The sequence below is a fragment of the Nocardia sp. NBC_01377 genome (assembly GCF_045040005.1).
GTDB classification, from domain to species: domain Bacteria; phylum Actinomycetota; class Actinomycetes; order Mycobacteriales; family Mycobacteriaceae; genus Nocardia; species Nocardia noduli.
Map to the genome: position 1 here is coordinate 318,964 of NZ_CP109566.1, position 17,972 is coordinate 336,935.

Annotated in this window: 17 protein-coding genes and 1 pseudogene; 9 read left to right on the forward strand and 9 right to left on the reverse strand. The window is 67.6% G+C overall.

Annotated features, from left to right (window positions below):
* Positions 1 to 261: 261 nt before the first annotated feature.
* Positions 262 to 912: pseudogene (locus tag OG225_RS01395) on the reverse strand (AzlC family ABC transporter permease); the annotation flags it as partial.
* Positions 913 to 990: 78 nt separating this feature from the next.
* On the opposite strand from OG225_RS01395, the gene OG225_RS01400 reads away from it, so the two are divergent.
* Positions 991 to 1,557, forward strand: coding sequence for a helix-turn-helix domain-containing protein (locus tag OG225_RS01400; protein WP_216913495.1), 567 nt, complete (start codon positions 991 to 993; stop codon positions 1,555 to 1,557).
* 3 nt (positions 1,558 to 1,560) lie between these two features.
* On the opposite strand, the gene OG225_RS01405 is transcribed toward OG225_RS01400, so the two are convergent.
* Positions 1,561 to 2,283 (reverse strand): HNH endonuclease, encoded by a 723-nt coding sequence (locus OG225_RS01405; RefSeq protein ID WP_254190239.1) that lies wholly within the window; start codon positions 2,281 to 2,283, stop codon positions 1,561 to 1,563.
* A 218-nt stretch (positions 2,284 to 2,501) separates the two neighbouring features.
* On the opposite strand from OG225_RS01405, the gene OG225_RS01410 reads away from it, so the two are divergent.
* The 4 genes from OG225_RS01410 (at position 2,502) to OG225_RS01425 (ending at position 5,561) form a co-directional block, all read left to right on the forward strand.
* Positions 2,502 to 2,906 (forward strand): globin, encoded by a 405-nt coding sequence (locus tag OG225_RS01410; protein WP_216913492.1) that lies wholly within the window; start codon positions 2,502 to 2,504, stop codon positions 2,904 to 2,906.
* Between the two features lie 237 nt (positions 2,907 to 3,143).
* Positions 3,144 to 4,766, forward strand: a complete 1,623-nt coding sequence (locus OG225_RS01415; RefSeq protein WP_405180072.1) for an alpha-amylase family glycosyl hydrolase — start codon at positions 3,144 to 3,146, stop codon at positions 4,764 to 4,766.
* A 68-nt stretch (positions 4,767 to 4,834) separates the two neighbouring features.
* Entirely contained in the window at positions 4,835 to 5,110 is a 276-nt protein-coding gene (locus OG225_RS01420; RefSeq protein WP_405180073.1) for a hypothetical protein, read from the forward strand.
* Positions 5,097 to 5,561, forward strand: a complete 465-nt coding sequence (locus OG225_RS01425) for a DUF5130 family protein (protein WP_405180074.1) — start codon at positions 5,097 to 5,099, stop codon at positions 5,559 to 5,561. The genes OG225_RS01420 and OG225_RS01425 overlap by 14 nt, the downstream gene beginning before the upstream one ends.
* 79 nt (positions 5,562 to 5,640) lie before the next feature.
* Here OG225_RS01425 and pepN read toward each other — a convergent pair whose 3' ends face one another.
* Positions 5,641 to 8,229: an aminopeptidase N gene (gene pepN / locus OG225_RS01430; RefSeq protein WP_405180075.1), complete on the reverse strand. Its 2,589-nt coding sequence runs from the start codon at positions 8,227 to 8,229 to the stop codon at positions 5,641 to 5,643.
* 191 nt (positions 8,230 to 8,420) lie between these two features.
* Between pepN and OG225_RS01435 the strand changes: the two genes are divergently transcribed.
* On the forward strand, positions 8,421 to 9,245 hold the full coding sequence (locus OG225_RS01435; protein WP_405180076.1) for a phosphoribosylaminoimidazolesuccinocarboxamide synthase: 825 nt from the start codon (positions 8,421 to 8,423) through the stop codon (positions 9,243 to 9,245).
* Between the two features lie 4 nt (positions 9,246 to 9,249).
* On the opposite strand, the gene OG225_RS01440 is transcribed toward OG225_RS01435, so the two are convergent.
* From OG225_RS01440 to OG225_RS01455, 4 genes are all read right to left on the reverse strand, one after another.
* Complete coding sequence (locus tag OG225_RS01440) at positions 9,250 to 9,732, reverse strand: NUDIX domain-containing protein (protein WP_405180077.1); 483 nt, start codon at positions 9,730 to 9,732, stop codon at positions 9,250 to 9,252.
* Positions 9,733 to 9,782: 50 nt separating this feature from the next.
* Positions 9,783 to 11,003 (reverse strand): RNA polymerase sigma factor, encoded by a 1,221-nt coding sequence (locus OG225_RS01445; protein WP_405183152.1) that lies wholly within the window; start codon positions 11,001 to 11,003, stop codon positions 9,783 to 9,785.
* A 23-nt stretch (positions 11,004 to 11,026) separates the two neighbouring features.
* Positions 11,027 to 11,425, reverse strand: coding sequence for a YciI family protein (locus OG225_RS01450; RefSeq protein ID WP_405180078.1), 399 nt, complete (start codon positions 11,423 to 11,425; stop codon positions 11,027 to 11,029).
* 106 nt (positions 11,426 to 11,531) lie between these two features.
* Positions 11,532 to 12,764, reverse strand: coding sequence for an NAD(P)/FAD-dependent oxidoreductase (locus OG225_RS01455; RefSeq protein ID WP_405180079.1), 1,233 nt, complete (start codon positions 12,762 to 12,764; stop codon positions 11,532 to 11,534).
* A 211-nt stretch (positions 12,765 to 12,975) separates the two neighbouring features.
* On the opposite strand from OG225_RS01455, the gene OG225_RS01460 reads away from it, so the two are divergent.
* Positions 12,976 to 13,620, forward strand: a complete 645-nt coding sequence (locus OG225_RS01460; RefSeq protein ID WP_109523871.1) for a disulfide bond formation protein DsbA — start codon at positions 12,976 to 12,978, stop codon at positions 13,618 to 13,620.
* Between the two features lie 117 nt (positions 13,621 to 13,737).
* On the opposite strand, the gene OG225_RS01465 is transcribed toward OG225_RS01460, so the two are convergent.
* On the reverse strand, positions 13,738 to 14,925 hold the full coding sequence (locus tag OG225_RS01465; RefSeq protein ID WP_405180080.1) for a M48 family metallopeptidase: 1,188 nt from the start codon (positions 14,923 to 14,925) through the stop codon (positions 13,738 to 13,740).
* A 63-nt stretch (positions 14,926 to 14,988) separates the two neighbouring features.
* Between OG225_RS01465 and OG225_RS01470 the strand changes: the two genes are divergently transcribed.
* Positions 14,989 to 15,456, forward strand: a complete 468-nt coding sequence (locus OG225_RS01470) for a ribose-5-phosphate isomerase (protein ID WP_405180081.1) — start codon at positions 14,989 to 14,991, stop codon at positions 15,454 to 15,456.
* Between the two features lie 5 nt (positions 15,457 to 15,461).
* The gene (locus OG225_RS01475; RefSeq protein WP_405180082.1) at positions 15,462 to 16,277 is read left to right on the forward strand and encodes an Fpg/Nei family DNA glycosylase; all 816 of its coding nucleotides are present in this window, start codon (positions 15,462 to 15,464) and stop codon (positions 16,275 to 16,277) included.
* Positions 16,278 to 16,505: 228 nt separating this feature from the next.
* On the opposite strand, the gene OG225_RS01480 is transcribed toward OG225_RS01475, so the two are convergent.
* Positions 16,506 to 17,459: a GGDEF domain-containing protein gene (locus tag OG225_RS01480; protein ID WP_216913473.1), complete on the reverse strand. Its 954-nt coding sequence runs from the start codon at positions 17,457 to 17,459 to the stop codon at positions 16,506 to 16,508.
* Positions 17,460 to 17,972: the final 513 nt, after the last annotated feature.

The window sequence follows — 17,972 nt, forward strand, 5'->3', positions numbered from 1 at the left end:
TCGCGCGGAACGTTCCAGACGTGCCGAGGAGTCGGAGCCGGCCGGCTCGGCATCACGATCGAACGGTGCGCGTCGCTCTCCGCGCCGTGTGGAATATTCGACAAGTGTTGAGGAATCGGTAGCCACTTCGGTGCGGCCGACGTACGGCGCACGCGGCTCGGCGTGGGGTGCGGAACGCCCGACGGGTGCGGAGGGTTCGCAGACCGACGTAGGACCGCCGTCGACCGCCTCGCCCCGCTCACCGCGACGCAGCGTCAACGCCGCCACGAGCACACCGGAGAGTGCGAACAGCACCGGTAACCCCGGCGGCAGGAATGTGGAGGTCGCGAGCGCTACTACCACTCCCGCGCAGACCGCGCCGAAGGTGTCCCGGTCGCGCAGCGCGGGGATCACCAGGGCGAGCAGTACCGCGGGGAAGACCGCGTCCAGCCCGAAGGCCGAGGTGTCGGGGACGATGCTGCCGATCAGCGCGCCCAGGGCCGCGCCGCCGGGCCAGGCGAGCAGGACTCCCACCCCGCAGAGCCAGTACGCGGCGCGTTTGCGTTCGATATCGGATTGGGCCAGCGCCATGGCGACGGATTCGTCGTTCATCACATGGACCCCGAGCAGGCGACGCCAGCCGCGGCCGGTCACCTCGGGCAGCGACAGCCCGTAGGGCAGATGTCTCGCATTGACGACCAGTCCCGCCAGCACGGCCGCGACCGGGCTACCGCCCGCGGCGATGATCCCGATGAACAGGAATTCCGCACCACCGGCGAGGACGACGACGCCGAGCACGACGGGCAGCCAGACCGGGAATCCCGCGCCGACGGCCGTCGCACCGTAGGAGACGCCGATCATCGCGACGGCCACGAGTACCGCCGCGATTCCCGAGACCGTGTCCCGACCGAGTGTTCGCCATATCGAACGCATGTAGCTTATGGTGAACGCACGCGGACGATTCGTCAATGTGGTTTCCTGGACCGGATTCCGAACACGACGGGAGTGGGAATGACGCGGGACGGCTCGACGGCGACGCCACAGGCGGCGATCGCGGCCTCGCTGCGCCGGGAACGAACCAGGGCGGGGCTGTCGCTCACTGAGGTCGCCAATCGTGCGGGCATCGCGAAATCCACACTGTCCCAATTGGAATCGGGAAGTGGTAACCCGAGTCTGGAGACGCTGTGGGCGCTGTGCGTCGCGCTCGACATGCCGTTCTCCCGGCTGTTGGACCCGCCGCGGCCCGCCGTATCGGTCATTCGCGCGGGGGAGGGGCCGGTGGTCGCGGCCGAGCGATCCGACTATCGCGCCACACTGCTCGCGGCCGGTCCGCCGAACACCCGCCGCGACATGTTCCGCATCACCGCCGAGCCCGGCCACGCCCGCGACTCGGACCCGCACACCCCCGGCGTGGTCGAACACATCCTGCTCGCCACGGGCCGTGCGCTGGCGGGCCCGTCCGACGCACCGGTGGAACTGCGGCCGGGTGACTACATCTCTTACCCGGGTGACGCCCCGCACGTCTTCGAGGCGCTGGAAGCGGGCACCTGGGCGACGCTGGTCATCGAATACACGTGAGACTCAGGCCGCGCCCTCGCCGAGGTACTGCAACCACACGGGGTCGAGGTCGGTGGTGGTCGACAGCAGCCGCCAGTGCGGGCCTTTCGGGGAGACGAGTGGCGATCGCAGCGTCCAGCCCAGCTCGCTGAGCATTTTGTCGGCTTTGCGATGGTTGCAGGGAGCACAGCTGGCGACGCAGTTCTCCCAGGAATGCTCGCCGCCGCGGCTACGCGGGATGACGTGGTCGATGGTCTCGGCCTTCGCGCCGCAATAGCCACAGCGGTAGCGATCGCGGTGCATCAGGGCGGCCCGCGTCATCGGCACGCGGGCGCGGTAGGGGACGTGGACGTAGTTGCGCAGGCGGATCACCGAGGGGACCGGGACGGCCGCTTCGGCCGAATGCACGACCGGATTTTCCTCGTTGTGGTGGACGGCGTCGGCCTTGTCGCAGATGAGCAGGACGACGGCGCGGCGTGCGGACAGGGCGGTGAGCGGCTCGTAGGTGGCATTGAGAAGCAGCACCCGGCGCTTCAACCAGTGAATGGTCTGGGCGTTGATGGTCTCGGAAGAGACCGAAGTCAGATGTGGACCGTGATGAACGGTCTCACCGGGGCGATGGGAGCCCGGATGATGGTCGGACAGGATATGCAGCGGAGTAGCCCCCGACCCACGATTGTGGACGTCGGCGGGCTGGAGTTGTCGGTGCGCCCTGGCCTCGTGTGATCGGCCGTGCCGCTGCTTCATGGGGACCCCGATTTCGTCATCGACAAGATCATGTGATATTCCGCTGAACCTGCAATCAGTTGACCATGGAAAGAGGCCGATTGCACGGTGATTTCGCACAATGTTCGGTTAACTGCCGCTGAAGTGCCTTCGGGTAGCCGTGTGAGGCGGCCCGCGTGGCCCCGACCAGCCGTGCGGGCACAATGGACGGCGGTGCATCCGGCTATCGAGAGGACCAGATGAGCACGGGCGAGCAGACGGCGACGTCATTCTACGACGCGGTCGGCGGTGCGGATACCTTCCAGCGCGTCGTCGCGGCCTTCTACCGCGAGGTGGCCGCCGACGAGGTGCTGCGTCCGCTGTATCCGGAGGAGGATCTCGGCCCGGCCGAACGGCGGCTGCGCATGTTCCTCGAACAGTATTGGGGCGGCCCGCGCACCTACTCCGACGAACGCGGTCATCCGCGGCTGCGGATGCGGCACAATCCGTTCAAGGTCGGTCCGATCGAGCGCGACGCCTGGCTGCGGTGTATGCGCATCGGTATCGCCGAGATCGAGCCCGATGTACTCGACGACGAACACCGCAAGGCGATGCTCGATTACATGGAGATGGCCGCGAATTCTCTGATGAACTCGCCCTTCTGAGATGGCGCGCGCAAGAGTGGCGCACGCGACATCCGCTGCCGAAAGTGACGTGGGTCGCGTCGGTTCGGTGGCGGTGAATTCGCTGGTCCACCAGTACGGATTCGACCGTTCGGTTCGATTGCTGGGCTGTAGCAGGCTTTTCGAAAGGGCGACGCACACGCTGACGGTTTGCCGGGATGCTGTGAACATGGCGTTGCCTGACGGAATTCACCGAAATTCTTTGGCACTATTACGGATGTGACACACACACCAGCCGTGCCGGCGCCGGTGGATCGCACCGAACCGGCCGACGGAGACGCGCAACCGTGGTGGCGCTCGGCCGTGTTCTATCAGGTCTACCCGCGATCCTTCGCCGATTCCGACGGCGACGGCGTCGGTGATCTCGGCGGCATCCGCGAAAAGCTCGGCTACCTGGAACTACTCGGCGTCGACGCGCTGTGGATCTGTCCGGTTATGCGCTCGCCGATGGCCGACGGGGGCTACGACGTCGCCGATCCGCGCGATATCGATCCGCTGTTCGGTGGGATGGCGGCGATGGACGCCCTGATCGCCGAGGCGCACGAGCGACGTATCAAGATCACCATGGACCTGGTGCCCAACCACACCAGTGATCAGCACCCGTGGTTCGTCGCGGCGCGCACGGCCGCACCGGGCAGCGGAGAACGCGCCCGCTACATCTTCCGCGACGGTCGCGGGCCCGACGGCTCGGAGCCGCCGAACAACTGGCCCAGTATCTTCGGCGGACCGGCCTGGACCAGGGTCACCGAACCCGACGGCACGCCCGGCCAGTGGTACCTGCACATCTTCGCGCCCGAACAGCCCGATCTGAACTGGGAGAACCCCGAGGTCGTCGCCGACTTCGAGCAGACACTGCGGTTCTGGCTGGACCGCGGGATCGACGGATTCCGCATCGATGTGGCGCACGGTATGGCCAAACCGCCCGGATTGCCCGACATGGCGAACGTCTCGACCAAGATGCTGGTGCACGACGACGACGATCCACGTTTCAACAACCCGGGCGTGCACGAGATCCACCGTCGTTTCCGCAAGGTGCTCGACGAATATCCGCACGCGGTCTCCATCGGCGAGGTGTGGGTCGACGACAACGTCCGCTTCGGCGAGTACGTCCGCCCGGACGAGCTACACCTGGCCTTCAACTTCCGCCTCGCCGAAACCGCGTTCAACGCCGAATCGGTGCGCGCGGCCATCGACCACTCGCTCGCCGCGGTGGCCCCGGTGGGCGCGACGCCGACCTGGACGCTGTCCAATCACGACATCGAACGCGAGGTCACCCGGTACGGCGGCGGTGTCGACGGGGTCGAACGGGCCAAGGCGATGATGATGGTCGAACTCGCCCTGCCCGGCTCGGTCTTCCTCTACAACGGATCGGAATTGGGTCTGCCGAATGTGGACGACCTGCCCGAGGAAGTCCTACAGGATCCGGTCTGGGAGCGCTCGGGGCATACCGATCGCGGGCGCGACGGCTGCCGGGTGCCGCTGCCGTGGGAGGGCGACACCCCGCCGTTCGGTTTCACCGCCGCGGCGCAGTCCTGGCTGCCCGAACCCGCGGAATGGGCGCGGCTGACCGTGGAGGCCCAACTTGAGGAACTCGGGTCGACGGTGTCGCTGTACCGGATGGCGATCGAGATGCGCGGGACGCGCCCCGAGTTCGCCGGTGAGCGCATCGAGTGGTACGGCAGCCCGAAGGGGTGTCTCGCCTTCCGGCGGTCCGGGGGGCTGGTTTGCGTGCTCAACGCCACCACCGCCCCGATCCCGCTGCCGCCCGGTGAATTGCTGCTGGCCAGCGCGACGCTGAAGAACGGTCAGCTGCCTCCGGATGCCGCCGCGTGGCTGGTCTGAACAGACACGATCGCGTCGCGGTACGACCAGTGGATGATCTACTACAGGCGATCGGATACCGTTGATCCGTGAGCATTCTCGAGACAGTGCTGATCTTCGGCGCGATCCCGCTGGTGATCTATGGCGCGATCGCCGGATTGTCGTATCTCGGCAAGCCACTCGCTGGTGACAAACCGGCCCATTTCGACCTCGGTCAGAAGTGGACCCAGCCGCCGGTGTTGTGGAGTGCCACCGACGAGGTGACCGGACACGGCCACCACGGCGAAGCGTCGCATGGCGGTCATGCGGCCATCGAAGCCGCCGCGGCGGATCTGATCGGAGGCCGGGCAAGTGGCGAATTCTAATTGGCCCGCGGTGGTCGAATCCGACCTGCCGCACGGATACGCCCTCACCAGCAGCGGCCGGGTCTCGGGTGTGCACGAGGCCGGTGACGTGTTCAAGGAGGTGCCGTTCAGCGACGACGAACGGCTCGCCATCGACAACGCGCTCACCAAGGCGACCAGGGCGACGAAGACGCGTTTCAACGTCTACATCGGCGATCTGGGGTCGGACTCGGCCACGGGCGCGGACGCGATCTTCCCCGCGACGCCCGAGGCGGCGCGTTCGGTCCTGATCGCCGTCTCGCCGAACGACAAGGCCATCGAGGTCCGCGCGGGCATCGATGTGCCGGTACGCGCCAAGGACCGCATGTGCCAGCTCGGCGCCACCGCCGCGCGGGAATCGTTCAAGCGTGGCGAACTGATCGACGGACTGCTTTCGGCGATCGAGGTCATGGTCGGCGAATTCAGGCGCTGAAACCCGCTCTTACCCGTACACGTTCGTGTGCTCATCGGGGTGAGCCGTTTCCGGTTCACCCCGTTTCGCGTCCTCGTGCCTATTCGGCGTCCGCGGCCCTGGCACGCAGCGACCGCTCGATGCCGGCCTTACCCTCGCTGACCAGGCGACGCAGGGCGGGCGGGTGGTCGCCCGACAGGAATTTGTCGGCGATGGCGACCGCCTCGTCGCTGATGGCCCACGACGGGTACAGCCCGATGACGACCGTCTGCGCCACTTCGCTCGAGCGACGCTCCCAGACACCCGGCACATCGGTGAAGTACCGCTCGACATAGGACTCGAGCAACTCACCCTGGCCCGCGGGGGCGAACCCGCCGACGATGGAACGAGCGGTGATGTTGGGGACGGCGTCGTCGCCCATCACGGTGGCCCACGCCTGTTCCTTGACCTCGGCGATCGGGCGCGCGGTGGCCGCCGCCGCGGCCTGCCGCTTACCCGCCGCGGTGGGATCGTTGGCGAGTTCCTGGTCGATGACCGGGGTTTCGGTGCCGTCGCCGTCGATATCGCCCGCGGCGGCCAGCGCGGTCACGATGCGCCAGCGCAGGTCGGTATCGATGTCGAGACCGTTCAGCCCCGCCGCCGCGGGATCGGTGTCGAGCAGTGCGCGCAGCACCTCGGTGTGGCGCGGATCGAGTTTCGCCGCGGTCAGCGAGTTGACGAACGCCAGTTGGTGATCCGAACCGGGTTCGGCCGCTCGGGCCGCCGCCAGCAGGGTGTCGGCGAATTCGGACCAGCCCTTGTCGGCCGCCCAGCCCGGATCGGCGTAGCTGCCGATCGCGGTGTTCGCCTGCATCAGGAGGCGTTGCACCACACCGATTTCCGATTCCGCGCCGACGCCGCGCTGGACCAGTGCGACGAAATCGCGCGCCCGCATCTCGGCCTGCCGGGTCATCTCCCACGCCGCCGACCAGGCCAGCGTGCGCGGCAGCGGTTCGACGATCTCGTGGATGCGATGCAGGACGACGTCGAGCGAATCCGGGTCGAGCCGCACCGAGCAGTAGGTGAGGTCGTCGTCGTTGACGAGGACGAACTGTCCGCGCTCCACGCCGACCAGTTCGGGCACATCGGTGCGCTCGGCCGCCTCGAGATCGAGTTCGACCCGGTTGGTGCGCACCAGTTTTCCGTCCCGCTCGCCGTAGACGCCGATGGCGAGCCGGTGGACGCGCTGCTCACCGGCGCCGGGATGCGCGCCTTCCTGGACGACGGAGAACCGGGTGAAGCGACCGTCGGCGTCGACGTCGAAATCGGGACGCAGAATGTTGAGGCCGGTGGTCTTGAGCCATTGCGCGCCCCAGGTCGACAGGTCGCGGCCCGAGGATTTCTCCAGCGCCGCGAGCAGGTCGTCGAAGGTCGCGTTGCCGTAGGCGTGGTCGGCGAAATATGCGCGCAGTCCGGCGAGGAACGGTTCGAGTCCCACGTAGGCGACGAGTTGTTTCAGGACCGAAGCGCCCTTGGCGTAGGTGATTCCGTCGAAGTTGACCTCGACGGCCGCCAGATCGGGGATATCGGCGGCGATGGGGTGGGTCGAGGGCAGCTGATCCTGGCGGTAGGCCCAGGACTTCTCCACATTCGCGAAGGTGGTCCAGGCATTGGTGTATTCGGTCGCCTCGGACTGGCACAGCACCGACGCGAAGGTGGCGAAGGACTCGTTGAGCCACAGATCGTCCCACCACTTCATGGTGACCAGATCGCCGAACCACATGTGCGCCATCTCGTGCAGCACGGTTTCGGCGCGACGTTCGTAGGAGGCCCTGGTCACCTTGGACCGGAAGACGTAATCCTCCAGGAAGGTCACCGCGCCCGCGTTCTCCATCGCGCCCGCGTTGAATTCGGGGACGAAGAGCTGGTCGTATTTGCCGAAGGCGTAGGGCACGCCGAAATTGGCGTGGTAGAAACCGAAACCCTGTTTGGTCTCGGTGAACAGGCGCTCGGCGTCCATATGTCCGGCCAGTGACGCGCGGCAGTAGATGCCGAGCGGGATGGTGCCGTGATCGTCGGTGTAGACGTCGGTCCACTCCGCGTACGGACCCGCGATGAGAGCGACCAGGTAGGTGCTCAGACGCGGTGTGGTGCGGAACCGGTGGTGGCCGGGTTCGGCGGCGGTGGTCTCGGCGGGCTCGACGGTCGCGCCGTTGGAGATGACCTTCCAGTCCGGCGCGGCGGTTACCGAGATATCGAAGGTGGCCTTCAGATCGGGCTGGTCGAAGCAGGCGAACATGCGCTTGGCGTCGGCGGTCTCGAATTGCGAGTAGAGATAGACCGCGTCGTCGGTCGGATCGACGAAACGGTGCAGGCCCTCACCGGTGTGGGAGTACTCGCAGTCGGCCTCGATGACCAGTTCGTTGCGTTCGGCCAGGCCGGTGAGCGTGAGTCCGGTCGACTCGTCGTAGCCCGACACATCGACCGGGTCGCCGTTGAGTACCGCGCCGCGCACCTGGCGGGCGACGATATCGATGAATGTGCTCGCGCCCGGCGTCGCGGTGAAGGTGACGGTGGTGCGCGAGGAGAAGGTCTGTTCGCCCGGTTTGCCCGAACCGTCGGTCAGATCGAGTTCGATGCGGTAGTTCTCGACCTGCACTGTCGCTGCGCGTTCGATCGCCTGTTCGCGAGTCAGGTTGGGTGCGGACATGAGTCTCCTTCGTGGTCGAAGAACGGCACGGGCAGCACCCACAATGCCACCACTGCGTGGCCGCTCGTGCGGGACTTTCTCCGCCAACACTATCGGTCCGAACGGGGGCCACGTCGTCCAGCCGTTGCCGCCACGGCGGTATTGTTCGTGTGCAGCGCAGGTTCATCAGCAACGGATTCGGAGGCTCGACGTTGAAGCATGTGCACGCCGGGAAGGTGCGCGACCTGTACGAGGACGGCGACACCCTGCTGCTCGTCGCTTCCGATCGGGTCTCGGTGTACGACGTGGTCCTGCCGACGCCGATACCGGGCAAGGGCACGCTGCTCACCCAGCTGTCGAACTGGTGGTTCGACTATTTCTCCGATGTGCCCAATCACGTGGTCTCGGCCACCGACGTGCCGGACGAATTCGCAGGCCGCGGCATCCGGGTGAAACCGCTGAAGATGATCCAGGTCGAATGCATCGCCCGCGGATATCTGACCGGTGGCGGGTTGAAGGAGTACCTGAGCACGGGCGCCGTGTCCGGGATCGCGCTGCCGCCCGGCCTGCGCGACGGCGACAAACTGCCCGAACCGATCTTCACGCCGACGAGCAAGGCCTCGGTGGGTCACGACGAACCCATCACCTTCGCCGACGTGGTGAATCAGGAGGGGCGCGAGGTCGCGGAGAAATTGCGCGACACCACCCTCGACATCTACCTGCGCGGTGCCGAGCACGCGGCGAAGGCCGGGGTCGTCATCGCCGACACCAAATTCGAATTCGGCTGGGACGGTGACGTGTTCACCCTCGGTGACGAGGTGCTGACCTCGGATTCTTCGCGTTTCTGGCCCGCCGACCAGTGGGAACCGGGCCGGACCCAGCCCTCGTTCGACAAGCAGTTCGTCCGCGACTGGGCGACCTCGACCGGCTGGGACAAGGAACCGCCCGGCCCCGAGATCCCCGCCGATATCGTCGAGGTGACGCGCCGCAAGTACGCCGAAGCCTACGAACTCATCACCGGCCGCACCTGGGGCTGACTGGCTACTCGCCGCGCAGTATCCGCGCGAGGCGGTCCAGGTAGGGGCGCTGGCCCTTGCCCAGCTTGTCGTTGGCAGTGGTCAGGTCGAACCAGTCGGCGCGATCGATCTCCGGAAATTCGGCCATCCGCCCGGTCCGCGGCGGCCACTCCATCTCGAACGTGCCCGGCACCACCAGACTCGGATCGAGATCGCCCTCGACCGCCCACACCGTGACGGTCTTGCTGTGGGAGCCGCTGCCGTAGCGGACGTCGCCGAGCGGGATCCATTCGCCCTCGGGCACGGGAAGTCCCAGCTCTTCGGTGAATTCGCGGCTCGCGGCGGCGCGGGCGTCCTCTTCGCCCGCCACGTACTCGCCCTTCGGGATCGACCACGCGCCGTCGTCCTTGCGGGCGAAGTACGGCCCACCCATATGTCCGATGAGGACTTCGGTGCCGTCCGCGCCGCGACGGAACAGAAGTACCCCCGCACTGGTTTTGTCTGCCACGCGAGCAGTCTGCCCGTTCGCGTCGCGCGTCGCGCGGCCGCCCTGTGCCGTCAGCCGGGGTGTCGCTCGCGCAGCCGCGCGGCCCGCAGGGTCAGGTAGTCGCGTTCCGGGGTGCTGGTGGTGCGTCGCGCGGCGGCCGTGTAGGCGTCGACGGCGGCCGTCCGGTCGCCCGCCATCTCGTGCAGGTGACCGCGCACCGCGTCGAGCCGATGGTTGTCGGCCAGCGATTTGTCCAGGGTGTCGGCGACGGCGAGTCCGGCGGCCGGGCCGTGCACCATCGCGACCGCGACGGCACGGTTGAGCGTCACCATCGGGTTGGGAGCCAAGTGCTCGAACAGGGTGTACAGGTCGAGGATGCGCGGCCAGTCGGTGTCGTCGGCCCGTAATGCCTTGGCGTGCAGGACCGCGATCGCCGCCTGCACCTGGTACGGACCGGACAGGCCGTGGGCGAGTGTGCCCGTGGTCAGCCGGATCCCCTCGCCGATATCGGCCCGATTCCACAGCGCCCTGTTCTGCTCGGCGAGCGGGATCAACTCCCCGTACCGACCGGTGCGGGCCGCGCGCCTGGCGTCAGTGAGCAGCATCAGGGCCAGCAGACCGGTCACCTCGGTGTCATCGGGTAGCAAACGGTGGACGGCACGGGTCAGCCGGATCGCCTCGCCGGACAGATCGGTGCGATGCAGATCGGGTCCGGCGCTGCGGGTGTGTCCCTCGGTGAAGATCAGGTACAGCACGTGCAGGACCGGGCCGAGGCGTTCCCGCCATGCCGCGTCGCCGGGCCGGGCGAACGGCCGGTCCAGCGTCGACAAGCGTTTCTTCGCGCGCGAGATCCGCTGCGCCATGGTCGCTTCCGGCAGCAGGAAGGCGTGCGCGATCTCGGCGGTGGTCAGCCCGCCGACCGCGCGCAGTGTCAGCGCGATCGAACTGGCCGAGCTCAGCGCGGGGTGGCAGCACAGGAAATAGGTGGCCAGGGTGTCGTCTCGGTCGATCGTCTCCTGATCGGTCACCTCGCGATCGGCGACGGTGCTCTCCCTGCGCCTGCGTGCCACCTCCGCGCGAATCGCGTCGGCCATGCGCCGCTGCGCCACCTGGATCAGCCAGCCGCGCGGATTCTCCGGCACGCCGTCACCTGGCCACTGCGTCGCCGCGGCCAGCAGCGCCTCCTGCAACGCGTCCTCGGCGGTGTCGAAATAACCGAAACGCCGGACCAGGGTGCCGAGGACATGCGGCGCGAACTCACGCAGCAGGTCCTCCGACGCCCGCGAAACGATCTCGGTCACCGGTGCGGGGCCGGTTACTGGCCGGCGGGCGCGCTCATGACCGCCCGCACCTCGATGCGTTCCCCGATCGGGGCACCGCCGGGACCGGGCGCCGCCGAGGCCTGCGCGGCGATCTCGATCGCGCGCTCCGGGCTGTCTACATCGACAATCCAATATCCGGCCAGGAATTCCTTGGTCTCGGGAAACGGACCGTCGGTGACCACCGGCGCCGAACGTCCGTCGGAATTCACCACGCGGGCCTCGTCGGGGCCTGCCAGTCCCTGGGCGTCGACCAGTTCGCCGGAGCGGGTGAGTTGTTCGCCGAGCGCCTTCTGGAATTCCATATGCGCCACGATGTCCTCGGGCGACCATTCGTTGATCGGGATGTCGCAGTTCGCGGCTTCGCTGTAGGTCTTCAGCAGCATGTATTTCACGGTTCGGCTCCTTGCCGGTCGGCGCGTCCACGAGACGCTCTCGACGGTAGGTCGGAACCGGCCCCGCGCTCTCGACGTACCCGCCGATCACGCGGAGTGATATGTATCACAGAGGCGTGGAGGTATCGGCCAGTTCTTCCGGATCGACGGGGTCACCGGCGGCGACGAGTTCCTTGATCCGGTCGGTCACATCCCACACGTTGACGTTCATCCCGGCCAGCACCCGGTTGTCCGAGTCGAGCCAGAACGCGACGAATTCCCGCGTGGACGTGTCGCCGCGCACCACCACCCGGTCGTAATCGCCCGGCGCGGCGTATCCGGTGTACTCCATTCCCAGGTCGTACTGGTCGGTGAAGAAATAGGGCAACCGGTCGTAGGACGCCGATTTGCCGAGCATGGTCGCGGCGGCCACGGCGGGCTGGTTGAGCGCGTTGGCCCAATGCTCCACCCGGATCCGGCGATTCAGCAGCGGATGGGATTGTTCGGCGATATCGCCGACGGCGACGATATCCGGATCACTGGTCAGCAGATTCGCGTCCACGAGTACGCCGCCGTCGACCGCGAGACCGGCATCGGCCGCGAGTTCGATATTCGGCCGCGCGCCCACCACGACCAGGATCGCGTCCGCGGTGACGGTGCTGCCGTCGCCGAGCCGCAAACCATCGGCCAGTTGGGCCTCACCGCCGTCGTGGGTGGTGATCTCGGTGACCTGGGTGCCCAGCCGCAGATCGACGCCGTGAGAGGTGTGCAGGTCGGCGAAGACCGCCCCCATCTCCGGTCCGAGCGCGCCGAGCAGCGGCTGCTCCGCGGATTCGACGATCGTGACGTCGAGTCCGGCGCCGCGTGCCGCCGCGGCCACTTCCAGGCCGATCCAGCCCGCGCCGACGATGGCGAGGCTGTCGCTCTGGTTGAACAGTTCGATGAGGGTGTCGGAATCGCCGATCGTGCGCAAGGTGTACACATTGGGCGCGTCGATGCCGGTCAGCGGCGGCTTACGCGGTGTCGAACCGGTCGCGAGCGCCAGTTTGTCGTAATCGAGGGTCGACCCGTCCGGCAGCGTGACGGTCTTCGCGGTTCGGTCGATCGCGGTGACGGTGGTGCCGAGCCGGAGATCGATGTGGTGGTCGCGGTACCACTGGGCCGGATCGACGGTGAATTCGTCGAGGGCTTTCTTGCCGAGCAGATGTTCCTTCGACAACGGTGGCCGCTCGTACGGCAGATGTTCCTCGGCGGACAAGACGGTCACCGTGCCGTCGAAATCGTTGTCCCGCAGGGCTTCGGCGAGTTTGGCCGCTGCGAGGCCACCACCGACGATGACGAAACGACGTTGCGAGGTCATTGCGGACTCCTTGTCTCGGAGCCCCGCGTTCGGGACTCGTGGGAACCGGTTTCCTGCCCATCGAGCTTACTGACATCGTTCGCGCCCGATCGCGGATCCGGACATCGGCGAGAAATCCGCGGCGTGGGAACGAATCGTGGGACGACATGGTTGCTCCATATAGCGGCGCTGTGATCGCCGCCTCCTAGCACGCGAATCGAGAGGACCACCCGTGACCGACACGGCGAAGAGAGACGTTGCCGACTTCTGGTTCGACCCACTGTGCCCGTGGTGCTGGATCACCTCCCGCTGGATCCTCGAGGTCGAGAAGGTCCGCGATATCGACGCGAACTTCCACGTCATGAGCCTGTCGGTGCTCAACGAGGATCGCGAGGGCCTGCCCGATCAGTACAAAGAACTGCTGGCGACCGGATGGGGTCCGGTGCGCGTGGCGATCGCCGCCGCGCAACAGCACGGCGACAAGGTGCTGTCCCCGCTCTACACCGCGCTGGGCACCCGCATCCACGAGCGCAAGGACGAGTACGAGCGTCCGACGCGCGCCGAATCGCTGGCCGCCGTCATCGCCGACTCGCTCGCCGAGGTCGGCTTGCCTGCCGATCTGGCGAAGGCCGCCGAGAGCACCGAATACGACGAGGCGCTGCGGGTGAGTCATCACGCCGGTATGGACAAGGTCGGCCCCGATGTCGGCACGCCGACGATCCACGTCAACGGGATCGCCTTCTTCGGTCCGGTGCTCTCGCGCATTCCGCGCGGCGAGGACGCGGGCAAGGTGTGGGACGGCGTGGTCGCGCTGGCGTCCTACCCGCACTTCTTCGAGTTGAAGCGGACCAGGACCGAGAACCCGGAATTCCACTGACCGGGTAGTGGTGTGGCGGCGGTGCCGCCACACCACGGTGGGTGCCGGGGAGCGCGCCGCGCCGAGACTGCCCCGCCGCTCTCGGAATTGGGCCGCTCCCGACTGGGATAAGCCCGACTACGGGTACTGGTTCGGCGGCGGGTAGGTCCCGTGCGGCGGATAGCCGCCCCGCGGAATCCCGCCCTGCTGTGCAACCCCGCCCTGTTGCGGAGGCCCGCCCTGCGGCGGAACCGCGCCATGCGGAGGGAAATTGCCGCCCGGCGGCGGGAAAGCACCTGCGGGCGGCAGGAACCCGGCGTTCGGCGGAAGCACGACCTTACGATTCGGCCGCCACAGCAGGTTCCCGTGCCTGCTCCGGTCGCGCAGCGCCCACATGCGCCAGGTCAGCACCGGATGGCTGACGAGACCGTTGTAGAGCCACACGAAGAAGCCGCGTTCCACGGGCGCGCGATCGGCCATCTCGTCGTACCCGACCAGCGCGTTGAGGTACTTGCCCCCGGCGAGGGTGCGCATCGCGCCCGAGGCGCCCCGGTGGCGGAAGCAGTAACCGTGGTTGTCGGCGGTGTACTCCTGCGCGCGCTGCAACGATCCGCCGAGGATGGGCAGATACGGCACCGTGTACATGCCGAGCCAGCGCCAGTAGGAGACGTGGCCCGCCGCGATATGTCCCACCTCGTGCCCGATGATGAACGCCAGCGCGTCGGGATCGCGTGCGGCGCCGCCGATTTCGAACAGATCGCTGTTGACCGCGACGAAACGCCGGAATCCGTGCCCCGAGGCGAAGGCGTTGATCGCGCCGTTGCCGAGCACCACGTACGCGTCGGGGACCGTCGTCATACCGAACCGGGCCGCGGCCTCGGTCACCATCCGGTGCGCGTCGGGGAACTGGGACGGCGTGATCTTCACCCCGCTCGTGCGCAGGCTCGCGAAGAGCATGCCGCGCTGTAACCACAGGATCAGCGGCGCGAGGAGAAGCGGGGCCGAGAGTTGGAACGGGATCGAGCCGAGCGCGGTCAGCAGCACTCCGAGCGCGAAGAACAGCGCCGTGAGCACCACGACGACCGTCAGCAGCGGTATCTCGAGAATGTGCCGCGCCGGCATGCCGAACGGCGAGAGGCCTCGGGTGTGCTGGGTCGGCCCGGCCGGGGGACCGCCGGTCGGCGCGGGCGTCTGGTATCCCGGCACCCATCCCGGCGGGCCGACCGCCGGATTCCAGCCGGCCAGACCCGTCACCAGATTCGAACCGCCCTGTTCGCCATCGGGTTCCGGGTGCGGTTTCGACAGTGGAAGGTCATCGGACTGCATGGTCATGCACTCTATTCATCCCCTCACGTCGCCGCCGTTAACGAGCCTGAGAGAATCGCCTCCATGCGCGTATACCTGGGTGCCGATCACGCCGGTTTCGAACTGAAGAATCACGTCAAGGCCCATCTCGAGCAGGCGGGCTACGAGGTCATCGACTGCGGCGCCCTCGAGTACGACGCACTCGACGACTATCCCGCCTTCTGCATCGAGGCGGCCCGGCGCACGGTGGCCGATCCCGGCAGCCTCGGCCTGGTGTTCGGCGGCAGCGGCAACGGCGAGCAGATCGCCGCCAACAAGGTGCCCGGCGCTCGCTGCGCGCTTGCCTGGAGCGTCGAGACCGCCCAGTTGGCGCGTCAGCACAACAACGCCCAGCTGATCGGTGTCGGTGGCCGGATGCACAGCACCGAGGAAGCCCTCGCCATCGTCGACGCGTTCCTGTCGGCCTCGTGGTCGGACGAGGAACGTCATCAGCGCCGCATCGACATCCTCGCCGAATACGAGAAGACCGGCGTTCCGCCCGCCATCGGCTGATCCGCATGCCGGAAGGGCACACCCTGCATCGGCTGGCGCTGCTGCACCGCGAGCGGTTCGTCGGCGCAGCGGTGCGGGTGTCCAGCCCGCAGGGCAGGTTCGCCGAGGGCGCGGCGCTGATCGACGGGCGGGTGCTGACCGGGTCCGAGGCGCACGGGAAACATCTACTGCACCACTACGAGTCCGGTGTGACGGTGCATATCCACCTCGGTCTCTACGGGAAGTTCTACGACTCGAATCTGCCGATGGCCGCACCGGTCGGTCAGGTCAGGATGCGGATGATCGGTGCGGGTGAGCGCGGCGACTCCGGTTTCGGGACCGATCTGCGCGGCCCCAACGCCTGCGAGATCCTCACCCCACCCGAGGTGGAAGCGCTGGCCGGTCGGCTCGGCGCCGATCCGCTGCGCGCGGACGCCGATCCGGAGCAACCCCTGCGACGGATCCGCCGCTCGCGCAGGCCGATCGGCGCGTTGCTGATGGACCAGGCGGTGATCGCCGGTGTCGGCAACGTCTACCGGGCCGAAGTGCTTTTCCGGCACGGGATCTCGCCGTACCGGCCGGGTAGCGGGGTGAGCGCCGAGGAGTGGGGCGCGATCTGGGCCGATCTGGTGGAGTTGATGCCCGTGGGCGTGGCGACCGGTCTCATGCACGTGGTGCGGGCCGAACACGATCACGGCGAGCCGTCCTACGCGCCGGACCGGCCGAGAACCTACGTCTACCGGCGCGCGGGCGCCGCCTGCCGGGTCTGCGGTGCGATGGTGGTGCACGCGGTGCTGGAAGGTCGAAATCTGTTCTGGTGTCCGGGCTGTCAGCCCGGGTGACGGTCGCCCGAGGCGCGGTCGCGTGGCGGCGGTGATGTCCGTGAGCGGTCGAACGCGAGCGGTCGTCGTTGGGCGCGGATCGAAGCGGTGGTGCTGCCCGGCGGACGGGCATTGAATGGGGCTCAGCGTGCCACTGCGGGCCGAAACAGTCCGTGCGGTAGTCGATTACTCCCGCCCGGTACGGCGGCGGCAGCGCGCCCGCGGCGTCGATGGCATTCGTACCGGAGATCAACCTGCGACGGCGTCGATCTCCGGGTCGTCGGAGTCCGAGAAGGCGAAGCGGCGGCCACCCGCTGTTTTGGCCGAGTACATCGCTCGATCGGCGCGACGAAGCAGATCCGTGAAATCGCACCGGGTACCGGGCGGATTGTGGGCGGTGCCGACGCTGGCGGATACCGGGACCGGCCCCGCGGTCGACCACACCGGATCGCGCAGTGCCAGCACGATCCGGTGCGCGATCTCGGCCACCGTGTGGTAATCGCGGTTGACCGCGAGCACGAATTCGTCACCGCCGTAACGACAGATCACCGTGTCGGGCGGACAGGTCTCACGCAGCCGGTTGGCCAGTTCGACGAGCACCTCGTCGCCGACCGCGTGCCCGTATCCGTCGTTGATCTGCTTGAACCGGTCCAGATCGATGAGCAGCAGCCCGACATCGCTGTTCGGGTCCGCCGCCATGCGCGCCACCTTGTCCTGGAGCAGGGTGCGGTTGGCGAGGTCGGTGAGCGCGTCGTGGGTCGCCTCGTGCCGCAGCCGATGCTGGAGCGCGGCGATCTCCTGGACGCGCTGGGACACCTGCGCGGAGATCTTGTGCTTCTGCTGGTCGAGCGCACGTTCCTGGAGGGCCTGGGCATAGCTGTCGATGGCCTGGCTGGCGATGAACGGCCAGCGGGTGGCGACCAGCGATCCCGGTCTGCCAGAGGGGAAACCGAGCAGCCAACGACTGGCCTGGGCCAGCATCCTGGTCCGCTCGAAGGGCGGTTCCGCGAGCAGCGCGCCGAGCTGCCTCGCCTCGGGGACGGGGAACGGTTCGGATCTGGCCAGCTCGAGTAGCCTGCCCACGATCTGGATCAGGACCGGTTCCAAGTGCTGCGGTGACGTGTGGGAGCCGGGCTCCGCGCAGACCGCACGTGCCCAGGCGCGCGCCATCGCGCCGACGGGTGGTTCGATGTCCGCTGGCATCGTACTCACCCGGCGCGGGTGACGTCGGTACCCGGGTGCCCTGTGCGAGCACAGGTGCCGGCCTCACCCCGATCACTACTGCTATGCGGTTGGGCCCACCGAGCTCGGTGCACGTTCACCGCCCCCTTTCCAGATACCCCCGTCCGGCAAAAAGGATCCTAGCAAGCCACTCGGGCCTGAAAAACGGCGTTTAACAACGAGTTTTCGGTCCTTGGCGAGCGGCGATCGGATGTGTGATCGTTTCGGGCGCCCGGTTGTTACACGTCAATTCCGGTTCGCTGGAGAGTCGCGCCGTGACACGCCGATCGTGTGCTGAGAACAGAGTTGTTCTCAGCCCGGTGTCCGGTGTGCACCCCGTGATCCCCAGTGTGAATCAGCGTGACACACCCGCGCCCGATCCGGGGGCTTGTGACCTATCTACGCCATCGGACATCCCGACGATCTGCCACACGGGCGCCGGAAAGGGGGCGATTGGCATTTTGCCGGGGGGATTCGGTACAGTCGGTGCGCACA

What these genes read in the sequence shown, in the direction of transcription:
- OG225_RS01400 (WP_216913495.1), top strand. Translation starts at nt 991, where the DNA reads ATGACGCGGGACGGCTCGACGGCGACGCCACAGGCGGCGATCGCGGCC.
- OG225_RS01405 (WP_254190239.1), bottom strand. Translation starts at nt 2,283, where the DNA reads ATGAAGCAGCGGCACGGCCGATCACACGAGGCCAGGGCGCACCGACAA.
- OG225_RS01410 (WP_216913492.1), top strand. Translation starts at nt 2,502, where the DNA reads ATGAGCACGGGCGAGCAGACGGCGACGTCATTCTACGACGCGGTCGGC.
- pepN (WP_405180075.1), bottom strand. Translation starts at nt 8,229, where the DNA reads ATGTCCGCACCCAACCTGACTCGCGAACAGGCGATCGAACGCGCAGCG.
- OG225_RS01455 (WP_405180079.1), bottom strand. Translation starts at nt 12,764, where the DNA reads ATGACCTCGCAACGTCGTTTCGTCATCGTCGGTGGTGGCCTCGCAGCG.
- OG225_RS01465 (WP_405180080.1), bottom strand. Translation starts at nt 14,925, where the DNA reads ATGCAGTCCGATGACCTTCCACTGTCGAAACCGCACCCGGAACCCGAT.
- OG225_RS01470 (WP_405180081.1), top strand. Translation starts at nt 14,989, where the DNA reads ATGCGCGTATACCTGGGTGCCGATCACGCCGGTTTCGAACTGAAGAAT.
- OG225_RS01475 (WP_405180082.1), top strand. Translation starts at nt 15,462, where the DNA reads ATGCCGGAAGGGCACACCCTGCATCGGCTGGCGCTGCTGCACCGCGAG.
- OG225_RS01480 (WP_216913473.1), bottom strand. Translation starts at nt 17,459, where the DNA reads ATGCCAGCGGACATCGAACCACCCGTCGGCGCGATGGCGCGCGCCTGG.